This window comes from Bradyrhizobium sp. 63_E2_N1_3 (assembly GCF_052076005.1).
Classification (GTDB): domain Bacteria; phylum Pseudomonadota; class Alphaproteobacteria; order Rhizobiales; family Xanthobacteraceae; genus Bradyrhizobium; species Bradyrhizobium barranii.
The window spans coordinates 407705-426134 of record NZ_CP197235.1 but is presented as its reverse complement, the minus strand read 5'-3'; the positions used below and the strand labels follow the sequence as shown (position 1 = coordinate 426134).

Here is an 18430-nt window from a genome sequence, read left to right as displayed (position 1 = left end):
GAGATGAAAACCCCGGAAGCGGCGCGACTCATCGCGCATCCGGCCGCGAATTCGACGGCAGCGGCGGAGGCGGCTTGTGCGGGGGCGGCGGATTGCGCCAGGCGCCGGCATTGCGGCCGGCAATCAGCCAGTAGACCACGCCGGAGACGATGCCCGCGCCTGTCATGATCTCCAGATGCCGCCGCACGATGCCTTCGAACTGGAGTGTATCGGAGTGGAAGGGGATGAGGCCGAGATAGCAGGCTAGGCCAACTACGCCGCCACCCACGGCATAAGCGAGCGCGCTGCGGATATAGAGCGCTTCGGTGATCGCGACGATCACCGCCGCCGGAACCAGCGCAAAGCCCGAGACGAAGATGAAGCCGAAGCCGAGCAGAATGTCGATCGCGCCCTGGTCGACCGGACCGGCGCCGAGATCGGCAAACTCCGGAAACAACAGCGCGACGACGACGATCATGCCGCCGACGAAGCAGGCGGCGAGGAAGCCGATGAAGATGACGATGAGGCGGCCGATCAGGGACATGACAGAAATGCCAATTCCGCCGTCATTGCGAGGAGCCACCCGGTCCCGCCTTCGGCGGGCCGGATGACAGGCTCCACGACGAAGCAATCCAGACTGTCTCAACGGAAAGATTCTGGATTGCTTCGCTGCGCTCGCAATGACGAGGATGCGAGAGCGAAGGCATGAACTATCAATCCGTCATCGCCATGGCGCGGAGCGCCTGACGTTCGCGGGCCGAGAGCTTCTCGGTCTCCGACTTGAGCTGGCCGCAGGCGGCGAGGATGTCGCGGCCGCGCGGGGTGCGCACCGGCGAAGAATAGCCGGCATTAAAAATGTATTCGGAGAATTTCTCGATCTGGTCCCAGTCCGAGCATTCATAGGCCGTGCCGGGCCAGGGATTGAAAGGGATCAGGTTGATCTTGGCGTGAATGCCCTTGAGCAGCTTCACCAGCAGCTTCGCATCGTCGAGCGAATCGTTGACGCCCTTGAGCATCACATATTCGAAGGTGATGCGGCGTGCGTTCGAGGCGCCGGGATAGTCGCGGCAGGCCTGCAGTAGCTCCTTGATCGGATATTTGCGGTTGAGCGGCACCAGCTCGTTGCGCAGCTCGTCGCGCACCGCATGCAGCGAGATCGCGAGCATGACGCCGATCTCGTCGCCCGCGCGCACGATGTTCGGCACCACGCCCGAGGTCGACAGCGTGATGCGGCGACGGGAGATGCCGATGCCTTCATTGTCGCCGACGATCAGCAACGCATCGCGCACCGCGTCGAAATTGTAGAGCGGCTCGCCCATGCCCATCATCACGATGTTGGTGACGCGGCGCGTGCCGTCTTCGCGATCGGCCCAGTCATTGAGGCGGTCGCGTGCGACCATCACCTGTCCGACGATCTCGCCGGCGGTGAGATTGCGCACCAGCCGCTGCGTGCCGGTGTGACAGAAGGAGCAGTTCAGCGTGCAGCCGACCTGGGAGGAGACGCAAAGCGTGCCGCGATCGGTCTCGGGAATGTAGACGCACTCGACTTCATGCGCGCGCTCGACGTTGTCGCCGCTCGGCAGCCGCAGCAGCCATTTGCGGGTGCCGTCGTTCGAGATCTGCTCGGCCACGACTTCGGGACGGTCGACGGTGAAGTGCTGCGCGAGCTCGCCGCGAATGCCCTTCGAGATCGACGTCATATCGTCGAAGCTTTGGGCGCCGCGGAAATAGAGCCAGTGCCACAGCTGCTGGACGCGCATCTTGCGCTGCGCGGGCGCGACGCCGATCTCGCCGAGGCGGTCGGCAAGCTCGCTGCGCGACAGGCCGATCAGCGAGGGCCTGGCCGGCGGCACATAGGTTTCGAGCGGAGTCTTCTCCACCAGTATTGCGTTGTGCGGCTCGGTCGTCGGTTGCATTGGTTGCCTGATATCTCTCGTCATGCCCGGGCTTGTCCCGGGCATCCACGTTCTATTCCGCCCGTTGCTAGCGCGTGGATGGCCGGGACATCTGGTGCGAAGACGCGCTTCGCGCTTTAGCCCGGCCATGTCGGCTGCACCTTTGGGATACCCCAATATAGCAACCGGAACCGCCGATTGCGACCGTGATACCGACCGCAGCCTTAACGCGGCTGGTTTACCGCCTGCAATCCTGGGAAATCCGGTCCAGCGCCTGGGCGAGGCCCTTCAACGAGAAGGTATCGGTTGTCTCCGTTCCCTTGGCCGAGACGCCCTTGACCACAAGATCGGCGGATTTGCGCATGGCCTCGACCATCCGCTCTTCCTCGGCCGCGTTCTTGATCCAGAGGCCGTCGCCCTGCGTGTACATCGCGAAAGCGGCGCCGCCGACCTCGACCGAGGATTCCGAGCCCGGCTTCAGCGCATAGCCGATCATGACCGAGACTTCGTTGTTCACCTTTTCCGCCGGCCGGGTCGAAACGAAGGCATAGGCGGGATCGCGCGGGCGGTTCGGCGGGTTGGTCTTCGACGACGACGGCTTGGCCAGCGCGAAGCAGACCTTCTTGCCGTTCGGTGTGGCCGAATAGGCGCCCCAGGTGCCGAACTGGCCGATCAGGGTCGGCTCCGCGCCGCCCGCAACTGCGGTGGCTGGAGCCACCGGCTTGCTCTCGGGCTTTGCTACTGTCTTTGCAGCCGGATTGGCCGCCGGTGCAGCCGCCTTTGGCGCGGCTTTGGGCGCCGGTTGCGCCGTCTGCGCCCGCGCGGAATCGGTGATTCCCACGGCCATAACGCCCGTCATCAAGGCTAAAATCAGCACCCGCCACATGCTGGAGTGGTTCCCTCAATATTGTGACTGGAAGATGGCCCGGCCGCGCTTTGTCCCCCGGCAGGGATAACCGGGAAAGTCCAATTTGGGAAGGCAGTTAGCGGCTTAGCCTTTGGATCGCGCAGCCCGCTGCTCGGCCCATTGCGCGTCGGTCCAGCGCAACAAATCCTCGGCGCCCGAGCTGCGCAAATGCGCGCCACCGTCGATCACGACCATCTCGCCATTGATGTAACCGGCACGGTCCGAGACCAGGAAGCTGGCGAGGTCGGCGAGCTCACTGTGCTCGCCGGTACGCCCCATCGGGTTCCGGGCGGTCCAGCCTTCGTCGCGGCCCTCAGGACGGAGCTGCCCCGAGGCGCCAGCGGTCGGGAACGGGCCCGGGGCGATCGCGACGGTACGGATGCCCTTCGGGCCCCACTCGACCGCGAGACTCCTGGTCATCGCCAGCACCGCCGACTTCGCCATCGCCGAGGGAACCGTGAAGGCGCGGCCGGTGATGGTCGAGGTCGAGAGGATCGAGAGCACGACACCGCCATGCTTGCCGTCGATCCAGCGCTTGCCGGCGGCGAGCGTGCAATACATCGCGCCATGCAGCGTCGGCGCGAGGATCGCGTCCGCGGCGCGAAACGACAGATGCTCGCTCTGCGCGATGAAGGTTGCGGCAGCGTTGTTGACGAGAATATCGAGTGGCGCCTCGCGCCAGATCGCGTCCATCATGCTCTCGACGGCGCCACCGTCACGGACATCGCAGGCGATCGTGGTGACCTTGCCGCCGGTCTGCGCGCGCATCTCGCTCGCCGTCGCTTCCAGCCGGTCGAGCTTGCGGCCGCAGATCACGAGCTCGGCGCCAAGCGCGAGAAAGCGACGTCCCATCGCGGCGCCAAGGCCGGAGCCGCCGCCGGTGACGAGGATGCGCTTATCCCTGAGCAGACCCGTTTCAAACATCGTTTGAATCCTTCTTTTTCTTCTTACTTCGTCATTGCGAGCGCAGCGAAGCAATCCAGACTATTTCCGCAGGACGGATTCTGGATTGCGTCGCTGCGCTCGCAATGACGCGAGGATAGGCCTTCACGCTGCGCTAGACAAAGAAACCGGATTGTCGGACCGCACTAAATCCGGCAGAAACGGACCAACTATAATTCCGCCTCGAAACGCCCAGTATTCTCAAGAAGGTGCCGCCATGAAAGCCATCCTCTGCTCGCAATATTGCCAGCCCGATGATCTCGTGCTTGCCGACGTGCCGGATCCGGTGGCAGGTCCCGGCGAAGCGGTGATCGCGATCAAGGCGGCGGCGCTGAACTTCTTCGACATCCTGATGATTCAGGGCAAGTACCAGATCAAGCCGCCGTTCCCGTTCTCGCCCGCCGCCGAAGTCGCCGGCGTGATCGAGAGCATCGGTCCCGGCGTGACTGATCTGAAGGTCGGCGATCGCGTCGTTGCGTCCTGCGGCCACAACGGCGCGCGCGAAAAGATCGCGCTGCCGGCGGCATCGATCGTGAAGATTCCCGACAATCTCGACTATGACCGCGCGGCCGGCATCATCATCATCTACGGCACCGCGCTGCATGCGCTGGAAGACCGCGCGAGCCCGAAGCCGGGCGAGACGCTCGCGGTGCTGGGAGCAGCCGGCGGCACCGGCTTGGCTGCCTGCGAGCTCGGCAAGCTGATGGGCCTGAAGGTGATCGCCTGTGCCTCGTCGGACGAGAAGCTCGAATTCGCGAAAGCGCATGGCGCCGAGCTGACGCTCAACTACGGCAAGGAAGATTTGAAAGAGGGCCTGCGCAAGCTCACCGGCGGCAAGGGCGTCGACATCATCTTCGATCCGGTTGGTGGCGCCTATGCCGAGCAGGCACTGCGCTCGATCGCCTGGGAAGGCCGCTTCCTGGTGATCGGTTTTGCCGCCGGCGACATTCCGAAGATGCCGCTGAACCTCGCGCTACTGAAGGGCTGCGACATCCGCGGCGTGTTCTGGGGTGCATGGACCCGGCTCAACCCGGCCAAGAACCGCGCCAATCTCGAGAAGCTCGTGAAGTGGACCGCGGAAGGAAAGATTTCCTCGCATGTCGACCGCACCTTCCCGCTGGCACAAACCGCCGACGCACTGAAGGTTCTGGCGGGACGCCAGGCCATGGGCAAGGTGATCCTGCATCCGTGATGGTGTGAGCCGCAGCGCTTGCCTGCCACACGCACTCGCCACATATGCGACCGTCGTCGCCCGCCTTCTGCGCAATTGCGTACTGAGGCGGGCGGTCCAGATTTCAGAGACGCCAGAGATTTCAGCCGAGACGCCGCGGCCCACTGGATGCCCCGGGGTCAAAGTCAGCGGAGTCTAGGAAAACCTTCCTCAACCATCACCGCCAAAATCGTGGTGCATTCCTCCGCTCCGCCTCAATCAAACCCAAATATTTCCTAATTCGCGCAAACCGTCGTCGTTTTTTGGGCTGATTCCAACTGCGTTTTACCGGTTCCATTTGCGGGACACTTTGGACAAAAGCAAGAAGACTTAAGCCGAATTGCCCCTGCGTTGCGTTGGTAATGGGGAGCATGACCATGGAGACGACGGCACATCGCCCGTCGAAGGAGTCGAAGGCGTTCGACTCCGATCGAGCCACATCACATCCGCCGACCGCGTCCTTTATCCGTGCGCGCGCCGCGCGGGCCGATCTTTCGCAGGACGATCCAATTCCACTCTTCCTGTCCGATCCGCTCGGTGCGCCGGACCCAGGCGAATATGCGCCCATTGAGGTGCGCTCCAGAATTGTCCCGCGCGTTCTCGCGGCCGTTCTGACGGCATCCACCCTGGCAATTCTGGTCACACTGTATCAGTCCGACTTTCGCGGCCTCTTCCCCGCCAATGCCGTTAGCTGGATGGGCATCGCGCCGGAGCAAGCCATGGCGTCGGCCAACACGCCGGCCATGACGCAGAGCTCGCTGAAGGATTCGGACCGCGCGACCAACACGACGCTGGCGAGCGCCGACACGCAGGTTCCCCCTGCACCGTCAACGCCGAGCCGCGAAGCGATCGCGACCGCCTATCAGACGGCGCTGCAAGCCCAGGCACCCATACCTGCGCCCGCACCCGTCGCGGCGCCGCCGGCGCCCACTCCGCCCGCCAAGACGCTAGCCAAGACGCTCGATGCCGACACGCTGGCCGGGCTGATGACACGCGCGAAGAGCCTGTTGAGGATCGGCGATATTGTTGCAGCCCGCCTGCTGCTCGAGCGCGCGGCCAATGCACAGGATGCAACGGCCGCGTTTCTGCTGGCGCAGACCTATGACCCGGCCGTGCTGGGCACCAGCGACGCGCGGAGCATCGCCGGCGACGCGACCGTCGCGCGTGACTGGTACCAGAAGGCCGCGGCACTCGGATCGGCGGAGGCGCGGCAGCGCCTCGCTCAGCTTCAGAACTAGAACTTTTCAGAGGGTATTATGCGTAACGCTTTGGGAATGGCGGTTGCCGCCATCATGACGATTTGCGCCTTCGCGGCACGCGCCGAGCAGACCGAGTACGATCCGGCCAAGGTCTCGGACGGCCTGAAGGCCATCTTCCAGTTCGGCTCGACCTCGACCAAGCAGTCGCTGAACGCCAATACGGTCACGCTGATCACCGGCACGATCGGCGGCACCTACGTGCAGTTCGGCGCCGACCTCGCCTCCGTGCTCGACGACGGCAACAAGATCCGCGTGCTACCGATCGTCGGCCGCGGCTCGGTGCAGAGCGTCGCCGACATTCTGTTCCTGCAAGGCGTCGATCTCGGCATCGTGCGGGCGGACACGCTCGACTATCTCGAGCGCAAGGGCTTTGCCAAGGACATCAAGAAGCAGTTCACCTATGTGACCAAGCTCTACAATGAAGAGATGCAGGTGATCGCGCCGAAATCGGTCGCGACGCTGAAGGATCTCGAGGGCAAGAAGGTCAGCGTCGATCTGCCCAATGGCGGGACCTTCGTCACCGCGCTGACGGTGTTCGAACGGCTCGGGATCAAGGCGAACTTCGTCTATGTCGAGCAGCGCATCGCGATGGAGAAGCTGAAAGCCGGCGAGATCGACGCCGTCATCGTGGTCGGCGGCAAGCCGTACAAGTCAGTGTCGACCTTCAGCAATGACGGCCGCTTCCACCTCGCGGGGGTCGACTATGCAAAGCCGCTCCAGAGCGACTATCTGCCGGCGACGCTGACCGCCAAAGACTATCCGAACCTGATCAAGGAAGGCGAGAACGTGGACACCATCGCGGTGCCGGCGGTGCTCGCGGCCTACAACTGGGCGCCCAACACCGACCGTTACCGTAAGCTTGCGCTGTTCGTGGATGCGTTCTTCACGAAATTCCCGACCCTGCAGAACCCGCCTTTCCATCCCAAGTGGAAGGAAGTCTCGCTCCCGGCACCTCTGACGGGCTGGAACAGATTGCCGGTGGCGCAGCAATGGCTCGACAAGCACGGCGTCGAACCGGTGACCCGGGAGCGCTTCGAGGCGTTCCTCAAGCAGAACCCCGCGGCCCAGAAGGTGTCCGACGCAGACAGGGAAGCGCTGTTCAAGCAATTCCAGGCGTGGGACGCGGGGAACGCGCGGGCGGAGAAGAAGTAACGAGCGGCATTGCGGCCGATGGTGTCGCAAGCGGCACCCACACACTCGCTGTCATCGCCCGGCTTGACCGGGCGATCCAGTACTCCGTGACGTCAGTGATTGAATCGAGAGGCCGCGGCCTACCGGATTCCCCGCCTGCCACCTACGCTAAAGCTTCGGCTGCCCTGGACCGCAACCCCGGCGAAGCCTTGGCGTGGCCGGGTCGCGGGGAATGACAGCGGTGGGCGTGGCTACGGCGTGTAGCCAACAACGCCTACTGCGCCGCCTCCGCACCATCCACCCCACGCTTCAGCACGGCGCGGGCGGCTTCGCGGTGCTCCGTCGTGATGTGGCTGGCGACCATGCGGATGGCGGTGGCGAGCACGGCGGCGTCATCGGTGAAGCCGAGGATCGGCATCACGTCGGGGACGAAATCGAACGGCAGGATGAAATAGGCGATCGCTCCGAGCAGCGACGCCTGGACATGGCGCGGCGTCTGCCGGTCGAACGCACAGTAATAGGCCGCGAGCAGGTCTTCCGCGAACGGCAATTGCGCGGCGACACGCTTCAGCTTGCGCCAGAAACCGCGGCGCACGCTCTCATGATCCTCCGCGAGCCGATCGGCCGGCTCGAAGCCGACGCTGTGTTCGGCAGCCATGTTCGACAAACTCCCCATTCAGCCAGGGGCGGCAGATGGCCGCATCTCCTGCTGATCACAACATGGGGATGCAGCCGATCCTCGCAAGGTGTCAGGTAGCTGTCAGCTTGGCGATCGTGTTCATCGTCCTGGCCAGCTCGATGTCGAGCTTGGTGACGCCGCCGGCGTCATGGGTCGACAGCACCACCTCCACCGTCTTGTAGACGTTGCGCCATTCGGGGTGGTGATCCATTTTCTCGGCAACCAGCGCCGCGCGGGTCATGAACCCGAACGCCTCGTTGAAATCCTTGAAGACAAAGGTCTTCCCGATGGCGTCGCGGCCCTGAACCTCGGTCCAGCCCGGTATGGCGCCCAGTGCCTGCTTGCGTGCTTCCGGCGTCAGCCGCTCTGCCATGATCGCCTCCATTTTCAGGGGAACTTTACCCTAACACCGTGCGTATGGCCCTGGTTCAGACCGGATTTCGTCCATCCGCTAACCATGACGGAGATGTAACCCCGCGGGACAAGAAATTTGCTATGATTGCAGGTGTAAATCGCCGGCCAAGATGAAACTGAGCCTCAAGCGCCTGTTTGGGAGATCGATGACCGGGGGATTGGACCTGGCCGAAGCGCCCACCCCGCCTTCGCCGCGATCAGCGGCGCGGAAGACGGCGCTTGTGTCTCTGGCGCTGGTGCTTGCGATCATCGGCGCGCTCGTCGGCGGATACTATTTCGCGATGCGGCCGGTGACGTTGAAGATCGCGGTCGGTCCGGCCAATAGCGACGACCTCAAGGTGGTGCAGGCGCTGACGCAGGCTTTCGCGCAGCACAAGAGCTTTGTGCGGCTACGCCCGATCCAGACCGACGGTGCCACCGCCAGCGCCGATGCGCTCGCGGAAAACAAGGTCGATCTCGCCATCGTGCGCGGCGACGTCGACGTGCCGAAGAACGCGCAAGCCGTCGCGACCCTGCGCAAGAACGTCGTGGTGCTGTGGACCGTGCCCGGCAAGGGCAAGAAGAAGGGCGCGAAGATCACCAAGATCGCGCAGCTCGCCGGCCATCGCGTCGGGGTGATCGGCAGAACCCAGGCCAACGTCAATTTGCTCAAGGTGATCCTCCAGCAATACGGCGTCGATCCCGCCAAGGTCGAGGTCATACAGTTCCCGGCCAATGAAGCCGCCGAGGCGATCAAGGCCCAGAAGGCCGATGCCTATCTCGCAGCCGGCCCCGTCAACAGCAAGATCACGTCGGATGCGATCGCGGCTTCCGCCAAGGACAGCGGCACGCCGACCTTCCTCGCGATCGATTCCGCGGACGCGATCGCGCAAAACCATCCCGTCTACGAAGCATCGGAGATTCCCGCCGGCACCTATGGCGGCTCGCCCGATCGCCCCGATGACGAGGTCAAGACCATCAGCTTCTCGCACCACATCGTGGCGCGCAAAGGGGTGTCCGATACCACCATCGCGGCATTCACGCGCCAGCTCTTCGCCGTGCGCCAGCAACTGGTGGCGGAATTCCCGATGGCGGCGAAGATCGAGACGCCCGACACCGACAAGGATGCGGTGATCCCCGTGCATCCGGGCGCCGCCGCCTTCGTCGACGGCGAGGAAAAGACCTTCCTCGACAAATACAGCGATTACATCTGGTGGACCCTGATGGCGCTCTCGGCGATGGGCTCGATCGGCGCCTGGTTCGCGGGCTACCTGAAGAAGGACGAGCGCGACAACAACAGCCATTTGCGCGACCGCCTGTTCGACCTGATCGCGGCGGCGCGCAAGAGCGAGACGACCGACGAGCTCGACCAGATGCAAACCGAGGCTGACGAAATCCTGCGCGACACGCTGCGCTGCTTCGATCACGGCGCGATCGAAGAGGGCGGGCTCACCGCCATCAACATCGTGCTCGACCAGTTCCACGCCGCCGTCGCCGACCGCAAGGCCGTGCTGTTTGCCATGCCGCAAAGCCTGCAGCGCGCAGGCGCGCAATTCAGGGCCGCCGGCAACGCGTAAACGCTTGCCGCGTTATTGCTGCGTCATACTGTCTCAGTATAGCTTTCGCTGTCATTCCGGAGCGCGCGCAGCGCGAGTCCGGAATCTCGAGATTCCGGGTCCGGTCGTTCGGACCGTCCCGGAATGACGACGCGAGATGCGCACGAGACAAAAAGCGAAGCCGCCATGAACATCAAATTCTCCCGCCGCCGCTTCCTCACCACCAGCGCCGGCGCACTCGGCGCGATCGCGATGCCCCATCTCTCGCGCGCGGCCGACCGGCCGGCGGTTACGCATGGCGTGCAGTCCGGCGACGTCACGGTCGACGGTGGCGTGGTCTGGGCGCGCACTGACCGGCCATCGCAGATGCTGGTCGAGGTGGCCACGACCGAGTCCTTCAAGGATGTCCGCGCACTGCCGCCGATCGCGGCACTGCCGGAGAGCGACTTCACCGCGAAGATGCTGATCGAGAACCTGCCGGGCGGACAGGACATCTTCTATCGCGTCCGCTTTCGCGATCTCTCGCATACCGCGATCGAGGGCGAGCCGGTGGTCGGCCGCTTCCGCACCGCTCCGGCCGACCGTCGCGACGTCAGCTTCGTCTGGGGCGGCGACGTCGCAGGGCAAGGCTGGGGCATCAATCCCGATGATGGCGGCATGTTCACTTTCTCCGCGATGCGCAAGCATCGCCCGGATTTCTTCCTGCATTCCGGCGACACGATCTATGCCGACGGTCCGATCGAATCCGAGGTGAAGCTCACCGACGGCAAGACCTGGAAGAACGTCACCATCCCCGAAAAGGCCAAGGTCGCGGAGACGCTGGACGAGTACCGCGCCGCACACAAATACAATCTCACCGACGACAACGTCCGCGCCTTCAATGCCGAAGTGCCGATCTTCGTGCAGTGGGACGACCATGAAGTGACCAACAACTGGTCGCTGTCGAAGGAGTTGCCGGCATCCTACAAGGTGCGCGACATCTCCCTGCTGGCAGCCCGCGCCGGCCGCGCCTTTCACGAGATGTATCCGATGCGGGAGAGCATCGTTGAGCCGGGCCGCGTCTATCGCCAGATCTCCTACGGCCCGCATCTCGACGTGTTCGTGCTCGACGAGCGCAGCTATCGCGGCCCGAACGGCGCCAATCTCGAAACCGCTTACGGGCCCGCGAGCTATTTTCTCGGCCCGGACCAGGTCGCCTGGCTCAAGCGCGGCCTTCTGAATTCGCGTGCGACCTGGAAAGTGATCGCCTCCGACATGCCTATCAGTCTCGTCGTGTCGGACACGCCGAAGGGCGGATCGGAAGCCATTGCGCAGGGCGACGGCCCGGTGCGCGGCCGCGAGTTCGAGATCGCCGACATCCTGCGCTTCATCAAGATGGCGCCGATCAACAACACGGTGTGGCTGACCGCGGACGTGCACTACGCCGCCGCGCATTATTACGATCCGAACAAGGCGCAATTCCAGGAGTTCGAGCCGTTCTGGGAATTCGTCTCGGGCCCGCTGCATGCGGGCACCTTCGGTCCGAACGCGCTCGACAACACCTTTGGGCCAGAGGTGCGCTTCGTCAAAGCGCCGGGCAAGGACAACCAGAACCTGCCGCCGTCCGCAGGCATGCAGTTCTTCGGTCACGTCAAGATCGACGGCGCATCCGGCCAGATGACGGTGACCTTGCGCGACCGCGCCGACGTCGCGCTGTGGTCGACCACGCTCGATCCGAAATTGGCCTGAAGCCGGGAGAACGCCGACGGGCGATCAGGAGCCGCCCGAGCGCAGCGCGGCCTCCAGCGCTTCGCTCGAACACGGCTTTTGCAGCCGCGGCCGCGTCTTGAATTCGGGAGCGATCCGATCCTCGGCGCCGTAGCCCGTCACGAAGACGAAGGGAATTTGCGCAGCCGCCAGCCGGTCGGCGACGGCAAAGCTTTTCTCGCGGCCGAGCTCGACGTCGAGCAGCGCGAAATCCGGCGCGCGCGCTGCGATCGCCGCCAGCGCCTGCGCCACCGACCCCACGGTGCGCACGCTCCTCACGCCAAATCCGAGCAGGCGATCCTCGAAATCGATCGCAATGATCGGATCGTCCTCAACGATCAGAACATCGGCGGGCATGCCGGTCGAGCCGTCCGGGGGAGCAGGTATCATGATGGTGGATATCGAGGGCTGCATGTTCTTACCGATCGAGGACAGCCTCATCCCGACGCCTGCGCCCAGCGCATCGGAGGGTTCCCGGAACGAAACTCACCACAGAACAGTTTTCACGTCTGTCCACTTGTGCACATAGCCCATGATCGGACCTCGCTAGTGTTGAAAGGAGAGCAGGGGATTTACGATGGACGCGCGTATCAGCAAGACAACCGAAGTCGGCAGCCGGCCGGCCAACAATCTGCTGCGGCGCTTGAGTCCGGCTGACTACGCGCTGCTGGCACCGCACGTCACCCTGGACACCGCCGGGGCCAACGAGCTGCTCTACAGTCCCGGCGACGATGTCCAGGTCGTGCACTTCCCCTGTGGGCCGTCGCTCGCGACATTTCTCGTTCCCAATGAGGACGGCCGCGACGTCGAGACCATCCTGGTCGGCCGCGAAGGCGCAGTGGGCGGCATCGTCAGCGAGGGATTTTTGCCGGCCTATACCCGCATCTGCGTGAAATTCGGCGGACCATTCGCGCGCATTCACGTCGCCAAGCTGGACGCTGCCAAGATGCGCTCGGCCTCGCTGCGCAACATCTTCGCCCGCTATGCCGACTGCATGCTGGCGCAGATGTTCCAGTCCACCGCCTGTAACGCCATCCACTCCATCGAGCAGCGTACGGCCAAGTGGATCATTGCGGCGATGGAGCGGACCGGCGACGAGAGCAGCGTGCCGCTGACGCATGAGCAACTCGCGACGCTGCTCGGGGTCGGCCGCAGCTATGCGAGCCGCGTGCTCCAGTCGTTCAAGGCCGAGGGCGTGCTCGATACAAGACGCGGCGCGATCCTGGTCCGCAATCTCGACGGCTTGCGCCTGCGCGCCTGCCTGTGCAACGACGCGGTGAAGATGCACTTCGAGGAAGTGCTGCGCGGGGTCTATCCGACCGAGGAGACCAGCCCCGGCTCGGCGCAGGGCTGATCGAGGCCCCGTCCCCGAGCAAAGGCCGGTTTGGTGCTGAATTTACCCTAACCCCCGGAGATTCCCTGACAAAATTCAGTCAACCAACTAGCAAAGAACACATTGTTTTTTGGCGGTTTTTGCATATATTGCGCCGCAACGCGTAGGGTGCCTGGTCGAGATGACCGGGCGGCCCTTTTTGGGCGGAAAGCGCCCGTTTCCAGTCTTCCAGCGTTGTTTCGAGAAGAGGTCCCGGTCCGACCGGCGAGATCGCGCTTAACCCATTGTCCGACCGCAAAGAAGCTCACTCATGAACCTTCGTAACGTCGCCATCATCGCCCACGTCGACCACGGCAAGACGACCCTGGTCGACAAACTCCTCCAGCAATCCGGTACGTTCCGCGAGAACCAGAAGGTGACGGATCGCGCCATGGACTCCAACGATCTGGAGCGTGAGCGCGGCATCACCATCCTGGCCAAGGCGGCCTCGGTGCAGTGGAAGGACACCCGCGTCAACATCGTCGACACCCCCGGCCACGCCGATTTCGGTGGTGAGGTCGAGCGCATCCTAAACATGGTGGACGGCGCCCTGGTGCTGGTCGACGCCGCCGAAGGCCCGCTGCCGCAGACCAAATTCGTGGTCTCCAAGGCGCTCAAGGTCGGCCTGAAGCCGATCGTCGTCATCAACAAGGTCGACCGCCCCGACGCGCGCCCGACCGAAGTCATCAACGAGGTGTTCGACCTATTCGCGGCGCTCGACGCCAGCGAGGAGCAGCTCGACTTCCCGATCCTGTACGGGTCGGCCAAGCAGGGCTGGATGGCTGAAAGCCCCGAGGGTCCGCAGGACAAGGGTATGGAGCCGCTGTTCGACCTGATCCTGCGCCACGTCGCGCCGCCGACGGTCGAGGAAGGTCCGTTCAGGATGATCGGCACCATCCTGGAAGCCAACCCCTATCTCGGCCGCATCATCACCGGCCGCATCTCGTCCGGCGTGCTCAAGCCGAACCAGCAGGTCAAGGTGCTGCATGCCGACGGCAAGCTGGTCGAGTCCGGGCGCATCACCAAGATCCTGGCATTCCGCGGTCTCGAGCGCACGCCGCTCGATGAAGCCGAAGCCGGCGACATCGTCGCCATTGCCGGCCTGACCAAGGGCACCGTCGCCGACACCTTCTGCGATCCGACCGTCGAGGTGCCGCTGCCGGCGCAGCCGATCGATCCGCCGACCGTGTCGATGTCGTTCATCGTCAACAACTCCCCGCTCGCCGGCACTGAAGGCGACAAGGTGACGAGCCGCATGATCCGCGACCGTCTGCTGCGTGAAGCCGAAGGCAACGTCGCGCTGCGCGTCGTCGAAGCCTCCGACAAGGACGCGATGGAAGTCTCGGGCCGCGGCGAATTGCAGCTCGCGATCCTGATCGAGACCATGCGCCGCGAAGGTTTTGAGCTCTCGGTGTCGCGCCCGCGCGTCGTGTACCAGAAGGACGAAGCGACCGGCGCCACCATGGAGCCGATCGAGGAAGTCGTGATCGACGTCGACGAGGAGCATTCCGGCGTCGTCGTGCAGAAGATGAGCGAGCGCAAGTCCGAGTTGGTCGAGATGAAGCCGTCCGGCGGCAACCGCCTGCGCCTGGTGTTCTACGCGCCGACCCGCGGCCTGATCGGTTATCAGGGCGAACTGCTCACCGACACCCGCGGCACGGCGATCATGAACCGCCTGTTCCACGGCTACGCCCCGTACAAGGGCGAGATCCAGGGCCGCCGCAACGGCGTCTTGATCTCCAACGACCAGGGCGAAGCGGTGGCCTACGCCATGTTCAAGCTGGAAGACCGCGGCCCGATGATGATCGAGCCGGGCTGGAAGGTCTACAAGGGCATGATCGTCGGCGAGCACACCCGCGACAACGATCTCGAGATCAACGTGCTCAAGGGCAAGCAGCTCACCAACATCCGCACCACGTCCAAGGACGAAGCGGTGCGCCTGACCCCGCCGATCCGCATGACGCTGGAAAAGGCGCTCGCCTATATCGAGGACGACGAGCTCGTCGAGGTCACGCCGAAGTCGATCCGCCTGCGCAAGAAGCACCTCGACCCGAACGAGCGCAAGCGCGCGGAAAAGTCCAAGGAAGCGGTGGCGTAAGCCGCTCCATACCGTAGTGCCGTAGGGTGGGCCAAGCGTAGCGGGCCCACCACTTGAAATCCCGGTCGACAATGGTGGGCACGGCGCAAGAGCGCCTTTGCCCACCCTACGAAGATGGATCACTCGCCCCAGTGCACAACGTGCGCACAAGGCGGGTGATGACACCTCACTTTGTGGTGGCTTCAGCGCTCTTCGCGAACGTGCTAGAGCCCGCTGATGACCTCCCTGCCCTCCTCCGTCAACGTCGCGATCATCGGCGCCGGCGCAGCCGGCCTCGGCGCGGCGCATGCGCTGCATGGCTCCGGCCTCTCCATGATCGTGCTGGAGGCGCGCGACCGGATTGGCGGACGTGCCTGGACCGTGCAGGCCTCGCCTGAGGTGACCTTCGACGTCGGCTGCGGCTGGCTGCACTCGGCCGACAAGAATTCCTTCGTCGACATCGCCAAGCAGCTCGGCTTCGAGGTCAACAAGGACCTGCCGCCCTGGCGCGAGCGCGCCTTCGGCAACGCGTTTCCGCAGACCGAGCGCGACGATTTCATGCGCGCGATGGACGCATTCTACGAGCGGCTGTGGCAGGCCGCGCAAAAGGGCAAGGACGAGCCCGCAAGCCTGAGCCTCGATCCGGGCAATCGCTGGAATCCCATGATCGACGCCGTCTCGACCTACATCAACGGCTGCGAACTGAAGGACATGTCGACACTGGATTGGGACGCCTACGAGGACAGCGATCTCAACTGGCGCGTCCGCCGTGGCTATGGCGCACTGATCGCGGCCTATGGCGCCCCCTGCCCGGTGGCCCTGGGCTGCAATGTCACGCTGATCGATCATTCCGGCCAGCGCCTCCGCATCGAGACATCGCAGGGTACGCTGACCGCCGACAAGGTGATCGTCACCGTTCCGACCAATCTGATCGCCGATGAGGCGATCCGCTTCTCACCGCCGCTGCCCGCCAAGGTCGATGCGGCAGCCGGCCTGCCGCTCGGCGTCGACGACAAGGTGACGCTGGCGCTCGACGATGCAGAAGCCTTTCCGAAAGAGGGCAATCTGCGCGGCGCCACCATGCGCACCGAGATGGGCACCTATCACATCCGCCCGTTCGGACAGCCCTGCATCGAAGGCTTTTTCGGCGGCAGCTTTGCCCGCGGGCTGGAAGACGCCGGCGACGGCGCCATTGCCGCGCACAGCATCGACGAGATCGCAGGCTTCCTCGGCAACGACATCAGGCGAAAGCTCAAGCCGCTCTACGAGTCGCGCTGGGCCCACGACCCCTTCGCGAGAGGATCGTATTCACACGCACTGCCAGGGCACGCTGGAGACCGCGCGGTGCTGGCCGCGCCGGTGGATGGGCGGCTGTTCTTCGCGGGAGAAGCGACGTCGCCAAGCTTCTTCACGACGGCGCATGGCGCCAGGGACAGCGGGGAGCGCGCGGCGAAGGAAGTGCTGGCGGCTTCAGGCAAGCCGTAAGCGCCGGCTACGTCACTCAATCACCCGCGCCCGCAAATCCGCATCGGGAACGAAGCAGGCGTCGTACTTGCCGAAGATGCGGTAGCGATTGCGCGCGATGAGGCTGTACACGGGGTCTCGCAGCAGTTTTGGCACGGCGAACAACGCGCGCACCCAACGCCATCCCGGCAGATGCGACAGCACGATCAGCGCGGCGTCGGACTTCATAAAGACCTCTCCGTCATGAACCACGGCATTGGTGTCGGGATCGTCAGGATCGATGCCAAACGTACGGGCAAGCCGCGCCCCATAATCCGACTGGATCGGCGTGAAGCGAAACCGCTTCGACGTGTCGCGCTTGGCGACGAAGCGGACCCAGCGCGAGCAGAAGATGCAGACGCCGTCGAACAGAATTACGTCATCATCGGGCCATTTGCTCATCAGTCTCTCTATCTTACGCGTTTTCTGGGCGCGAACCGGGATCCACTTCGCGTGAAAACGCTATCGATTATCCAGCATCATAAGCGCGGCCAGCATCAGCACGATCGCGGGGCCTGTCTTCACCAGCGCGCCGAGCGGCTCGATCCAGAGGTCGGGCGTGAGGATTGCCGCGCCGAACATATAGCCGAGCGAGGCGACGATGCCTGCGAGCAGGCCGATCGCCGCGGTGCGGCGGAAGGCGATCAGCGCGCCGATGCTCATGTCCATCAGGCTGGTGCCGATGGTGATGGGATCGACCAGCGCGGGCGAAAAATTGTGCGCGGTCAGGATGCCGGCGGCGGCGCGGTAGGAGACGAACAGCGCGATGAAGCCGGAGACAAGCCAGAACGCAACGAGGCTGGCGAAGATCAGCGCCTTGATCAGGAACAGCCGCGCGAACCATTTGTCCTGGATGGTGGCGGGATGGCGCCCGATCGCATCAGTCAACGTCTTCGGCGCGATGCCCGTGGCGGCGATCCAGGCGGAGGGATCGCCAGTCACGCCGCGGCGCAGCTCGGCGATGGCGGTGGAGCGCATCGGCGGCACCCAGCCGAGATAATTGGCTAGATCGCCGATCTTCGCGCCGAGATCGAGCATGAAGGATGGCATCACGAGGCGCGGCCAGCCGGCTGTGCCGAAGGCGTGGCGGAACTGTTTGATGACGCCCACCATGGTGACCGGCTCGGCCTGCATCAGGTCCCACGTCACGGCTTTGACTGAGGCGTCGTCGATATCGCGCGCGGCGAGCCAGGCGATGGTGGCCGAAATGTCCTCGACTGCGACGGACTGGAATGGCGTCGACATCTCCTTCTGCGGCAGGTCGAGCGGGAAGGCGGCGAGCGCACGCAGCATGGCGCTGCCGCCATAGGCTGACGGTGCGACGACGAAGCCGGGCCGCAGGACAGCGTGGGGAATGCCGGAGGTTGCAATCAGGCGTTCGGCCTCGCGCTTGGTCGTCGCGAAGGCGGTGCGATCCGCCTCCGCGGTCCCGGGGATCGAGATGTGCACCAGCCGGATCGCGCGGCCGCTGTCGGCGATCGCCTCAAGCAGGCGCGCGACGAAATCGCGATGCACCGCGCCGGTGTCGCTGCCGGGACCATCCTGGAGCACGCCAAGACAGTTCACGACGACGTCGAGGCATGCTCGCGGAAGAGGCGCATCAGCGCGGCTGCGTCGAGCGACAAGATCGGCTGCTCGATGTCCCGTGCGCTCATCTTCTGCGCGGGCGACAGGCTGCGTGCGACGCCGACCACGCGAAATCCCCGCACGCGCAGATCGTCGGTGACGAAGCGCCCGATCAGGCCGGAGGCGCCGAGCACCAAAACGGTTGGCTGGGTCAT

At 64.4% G+C, this 18430-nt stretch carries 16 protein-coding genes and 1 pseudogene; 8 read left to right on the top strand and 9 right to left on the bottom strand.

From position 1 onward, the window contains the following. Positions 1–28: 28 nt before the first annotated feature. The 4 genes from AB7531_RS01990 to AB7531_RS01975 all read right to left on the bottom strand — a co-directional run bounded on the left by AB7531_RS01990 (position 29) and on the right by AB7531_RS01975 (position 3705). Positions 29–523: a hypothetical protein gene (locus tag AB7531_RS01990; protein WP_063980357.1), complete on the bottom strand. Its 495-nt coding sequence runs from the start codon at positions 521–523 to the stop codon at positions 29–31. Positions 524–692: 169 nt separating this feature from the next. Then, a complete protein-coding gene (rlmN, locus tag AB7531_RS01985) occupies positions 693–1895 on the bottom strand; it encodes a 23S rRNA (adenine(2503)-C(2))-methyltransferase RlmN (RefSeq protein WP_063980356.1) in 1203 nt (400 codons plus the stop codon). A gap of 217 nt (positions 1896–2112) precedes the next feature. Next, complete coding sequence (locus tag AB7531_RS01980) at positions 2113–2760, bottom strand: invasion associated locus B family protein (RefSeq protein WP_063980355.1); 648 nt, start codon at positions 2758–2760, stop codon at positions 2113–2115. Positions 2761–2865: 105 nt separating this feature from the next. Next, complete coding sequence (locus AB7531_RS01975) at positions 2866–3705, bottom strand: SDR family oxidoreductase (protein WP_063980354.1); 840 nt, start codon at positions 3703–3705, stop codon at positions 2866–2868. A gap of 235 nt (positions 3706–3940) precedes the next feature. Between AB7531_RS01975 and AB7531_RS01970 the strand changes: the two genes are divergently transcribed. The 3 genes from AB7531_RS01970 to AB7531_RS01960 all read left to right on the top strand — a co-directional run bounded on the left by AB7531_RS01970 (position 3941) and on the right by AB7531_RS01960 (position 7344). Beyond that, entirely contained in the window at positions 3941–4915 is a 975-nt protein-coding gene (locus tag AB7531_RS01970; protein ID WP_014490699.1) for an NADPH:quinone oxidoreductase family protein, read from the top strand. 395 nt (positions 4916–5310) lie between these two features. Then, positions 5311–6171: a hypothetical protein gene (locus AB7531_RS01965; RefSeq protein WP_063985984.1), complete on the top strand. Its 861-nt coding sequence runs from the start codon at positions 5311–5313 to the stop codon at positions 6169–6171. 18 nt (positions 6172–6189) lie between these two features. Further along, positions 6190–7344 (top strand): TAXI family TRAP transporter solute-binding subunit, encoded by a 1155-nt coding sequence (locus AB7531_RS01960; RefSeq protein ID WP_028152802.1) that lies wholly within the window; start codon positions 6190–6192, stop codon positions 7342–7344. Between the two features lie 253 nt (positions 7345–7597). On the opposite strand, the gene AB7531_RS01955 is transcribed toward AB7531_RS01960, so the two are convergent. Both AB7531_RS01955 and AB7531_RS01950 read right to left on the bottom strand, forming a co-directional pair. Continuing rightward, positions 7598–7981 (bottom strand): YkvA family protein, encoded by a 384-nt coding sequence (locus tag AB7531_RS01955; protein WP_063980352.1) that lies wholly within the window; start codon positions 7979–7981, stop codon positions 7598–7600. 91 nt (positions 7982–8072) lie between these two features. Beyond that, entirely contained in the window at positions 8073–8375 is a 303-nt protein-coding gene (locus AB7531_RS01950; RefSeq protein ID WP_028152804.1) for a 4a-hydroxytetrahydrobiopterin dehydratase, read from the bottom strand. A gap of 151 nt (positions 8376–8526) precedes the next feature. On the opposite strand from AB7531_RS01950, the gene AB7531_RS01945 reads away from it, so the two are divergent. Further along, entirely contained in the window at positions 8527–9972 is a 1446-nt protein-coding gene (locus AB7531_RS01945) for a TAXI family TRAP transporter solute-binding subunit (protein ID WP_084794917.1), read from the top strand. Between the two features lie 165 nt (positions 9973–10137). After that, positions 10138–11679, top strand: a complete 1542-nt coding sequence (locus AB7531_RS01940; protein ID WP_063985982.1) for an alkaline phosphatase D family protein — start codon at positions 10138–10140, stop codon at positions 11677–11679. Between the two features lie 24 nt (positions 11680–11703). Here AB7531_RS01940 and AB7531_RS01935 read toward each other — a convergent pair whose 3' ends face one another. Beyond that, the gene (locus AB7531_RS01935) at positions 11704–12138 is read right to left on the bottom strand and encodes a response regulator (protein WP_231143759.1); all 435 of its coding nucleotides are present in this window, start codon (positions 12136–12138) and stop codon (positions 11704–11706) included. A gap of 136 nt (positions 12139–12274) precedes the next feature. Here AB7531_RS01935 and AB7531_RS01930 point away from each other — a divergent pair, with 136 nt between their 5' ends. From AB7531_RS01930 to AB7531_RS01920, 3 genes are all read left to right on the top strand, one after another. Beyond that, positions 12275–13051: a Crp/Fnr family transcriptional regulator gene (locus AB7531_RS01930; RefSeq protein WP_135213906.1), complete on the top strand. Its 777-nt coding sequence runs from the start codon at positions 12275–12277 to the stop codon at positions 13049–13051. 289 nt (positions 13052–13340) lie between these two features. After that, positions 13341–15167, top strand: coding sequence for a translational GTPase TypA (gene typA / locus AB7531_RS01925; RefSeq protein ID WP_063980349.1), 1827 nt, complete (start codon positions 13341–13343; stop codon positions 15165–15167). 216 nt (positions 15168–15383) lie between these two features. Next, the gene (locus AB7531_RS01920; protein WP_063980348.1) at positions 15384–16631 is read left to right on the top strand and encodes a flavin monoamine oxidase family protein; all 1248 of its coding nucleotides are present in this window, start codon (positions 15384–15386) and stop codon (positions 16629–16631) included. A gap of 12 nt (positions 16632–16643) precedes the next feature. On the opposite strand, the gene AB7531_RS01915 is transcribed toward AB7531_RS01920, so the two are convergent. Both AB7531_RS01915 and AB7531_RS01910 read right to left on the bottom strand, forming a co-directional pair. Further along, complete coding sequence (locus tag AB7531_RS01915; RefSeq protein WP_063980347.1) at positions 16644–17051, bottom strand: thiol-disulfide oxidoreductase DCC family protein; 408 nt, start codon at positions 17049–17051, stop codon at positions 16644–16646. Positions 17052–17111: 60 nt separating this feature from the next. Next, positions 17112–18430, bottom strand: a pseudogene (locus AB7531_RS01910) (SDR family oxidoreductase).

What these genes read in the sequence shown, in the direction of transcription:
- AB7531_RS01990 (WP_063980357.1), bottom strand. Translation starts at nt 523, where the DNA reads ATGTCCCTGATCGGCCGCCTCATCGTCATCTTCATCGGCTTCCTCGCC.
- rlmN (WP_063980356.1), bottom strand. Translation starts at nt 1,895, where the DNA reads ATGCAACCGACGACCGAGCCGCACAACGCAATACTGGTGGAGAAGACT.
- AB7531_RS01980 (WP_063980355.1), bottom strand. Translation starts at nt 2,760, where the DNA reads ATGTGGCGGGTGCTGATTTTAGCCTTGATGACGGGCGTTATGGCCGTG.
- AB7531_RS01975 (WP_063980354.1), bottom strand. Translation starts at nt 3,705, where the DNA reads ATGTTTGAAACGGGTCTGCTCAGGGATAAGCGCATCCTCGTCACCGGC.
- AB7531_RS01970 (WP_014490699.1), top strand. Translation starts at nt 3,941, where the DNA reads ATGAAAGCCATCCTCTGCTCGCAATATTGCCAGCCCGATGATCTCGTG.
- AB7531_RS01965 (WP_063985984.1), top strand. Translation starts at nt 5,311, where the DNA reads ATGGAGACGACGGCACATCGCCCGTCGAAGGAGTCGAAGGCGTTCGAC.
- AB7531_RS01960 (WP_028152802.1), top strand. Translation starts at nt 6,190, where the DNA reads ATGCGTAACGCTTTGGGAATGGCGGTTGCCGCCATCATGACGATTTGC.
- AB7531_RS01955 (WP_063980352.1), bottom strand. Translation starts at nt 7,981, where the DNA reads ATGGCTGCCGAACACAGCGTCGGCTTCGAGCCGGCCGATCGGCTCGCG.
- AB7531_RS01950 (WP_028152804.1), bottom strand. Translation starts at nt 8,375, where the DNA reads ATGGCAGAGCGGCTGACGCCGGAAGCACGCAAGCAGGCACTGGGCGCC.
- AB7531_RS01945 (WP_084794917.1), top strand. Translation starts at nt 8,527, where the DNA reads ATGAAACTGAGCCTCAAGCGCCTGTTTGGGAGATCGATGACCGGGGGA.
- AB7531_RS01940 (WP_063985982.1), top strand. Translation starts at nt 10,138, where the DNA reads ATGAACATCAAATTCTCCCGCCGCCGCTTCCTCACCACCAGCGCCGGC.
- AB7531_RS01935 (WP_231143759.1), bottom strand. Translation starts at nt 12,138, where the DNA reads ATGAGGCTGTCCTCGATCGGTAAGAACATGCAGCCCTCGATATCCACC.
- AB7531_RS01930 (WP_135213906.1), top strand. Translation starts at nt 12,275, where the DNA reads ATGGACGCGCGTATCAGCAAGACAACCGAAGTCGGCAGCCGGCCGGCC.
- typA (WP_063980349.1), top strand. Translation starts at nt 13,341, where the DNA reads ATGAACCTTCGTAACGTCGCCATCATCGCCCACGTCGACCACGGCAAG.
- AB7531_RS01920 (WP_063980348.1), top strand. Translation starts at nt 15,384, where the DNA reads ATGACCTCCCTGCCCTCCTCCGTCAACGTCGCGATCATCGGCGCCGGC.
- AB7531_RS01915 (WP_063980347.1), bottom strand. Translation starts at nt 17,051, where the DNA reads ATGAGCAAATGGCCCGATGATGACGTAATTCTGTTCGACGGCGTCTGC.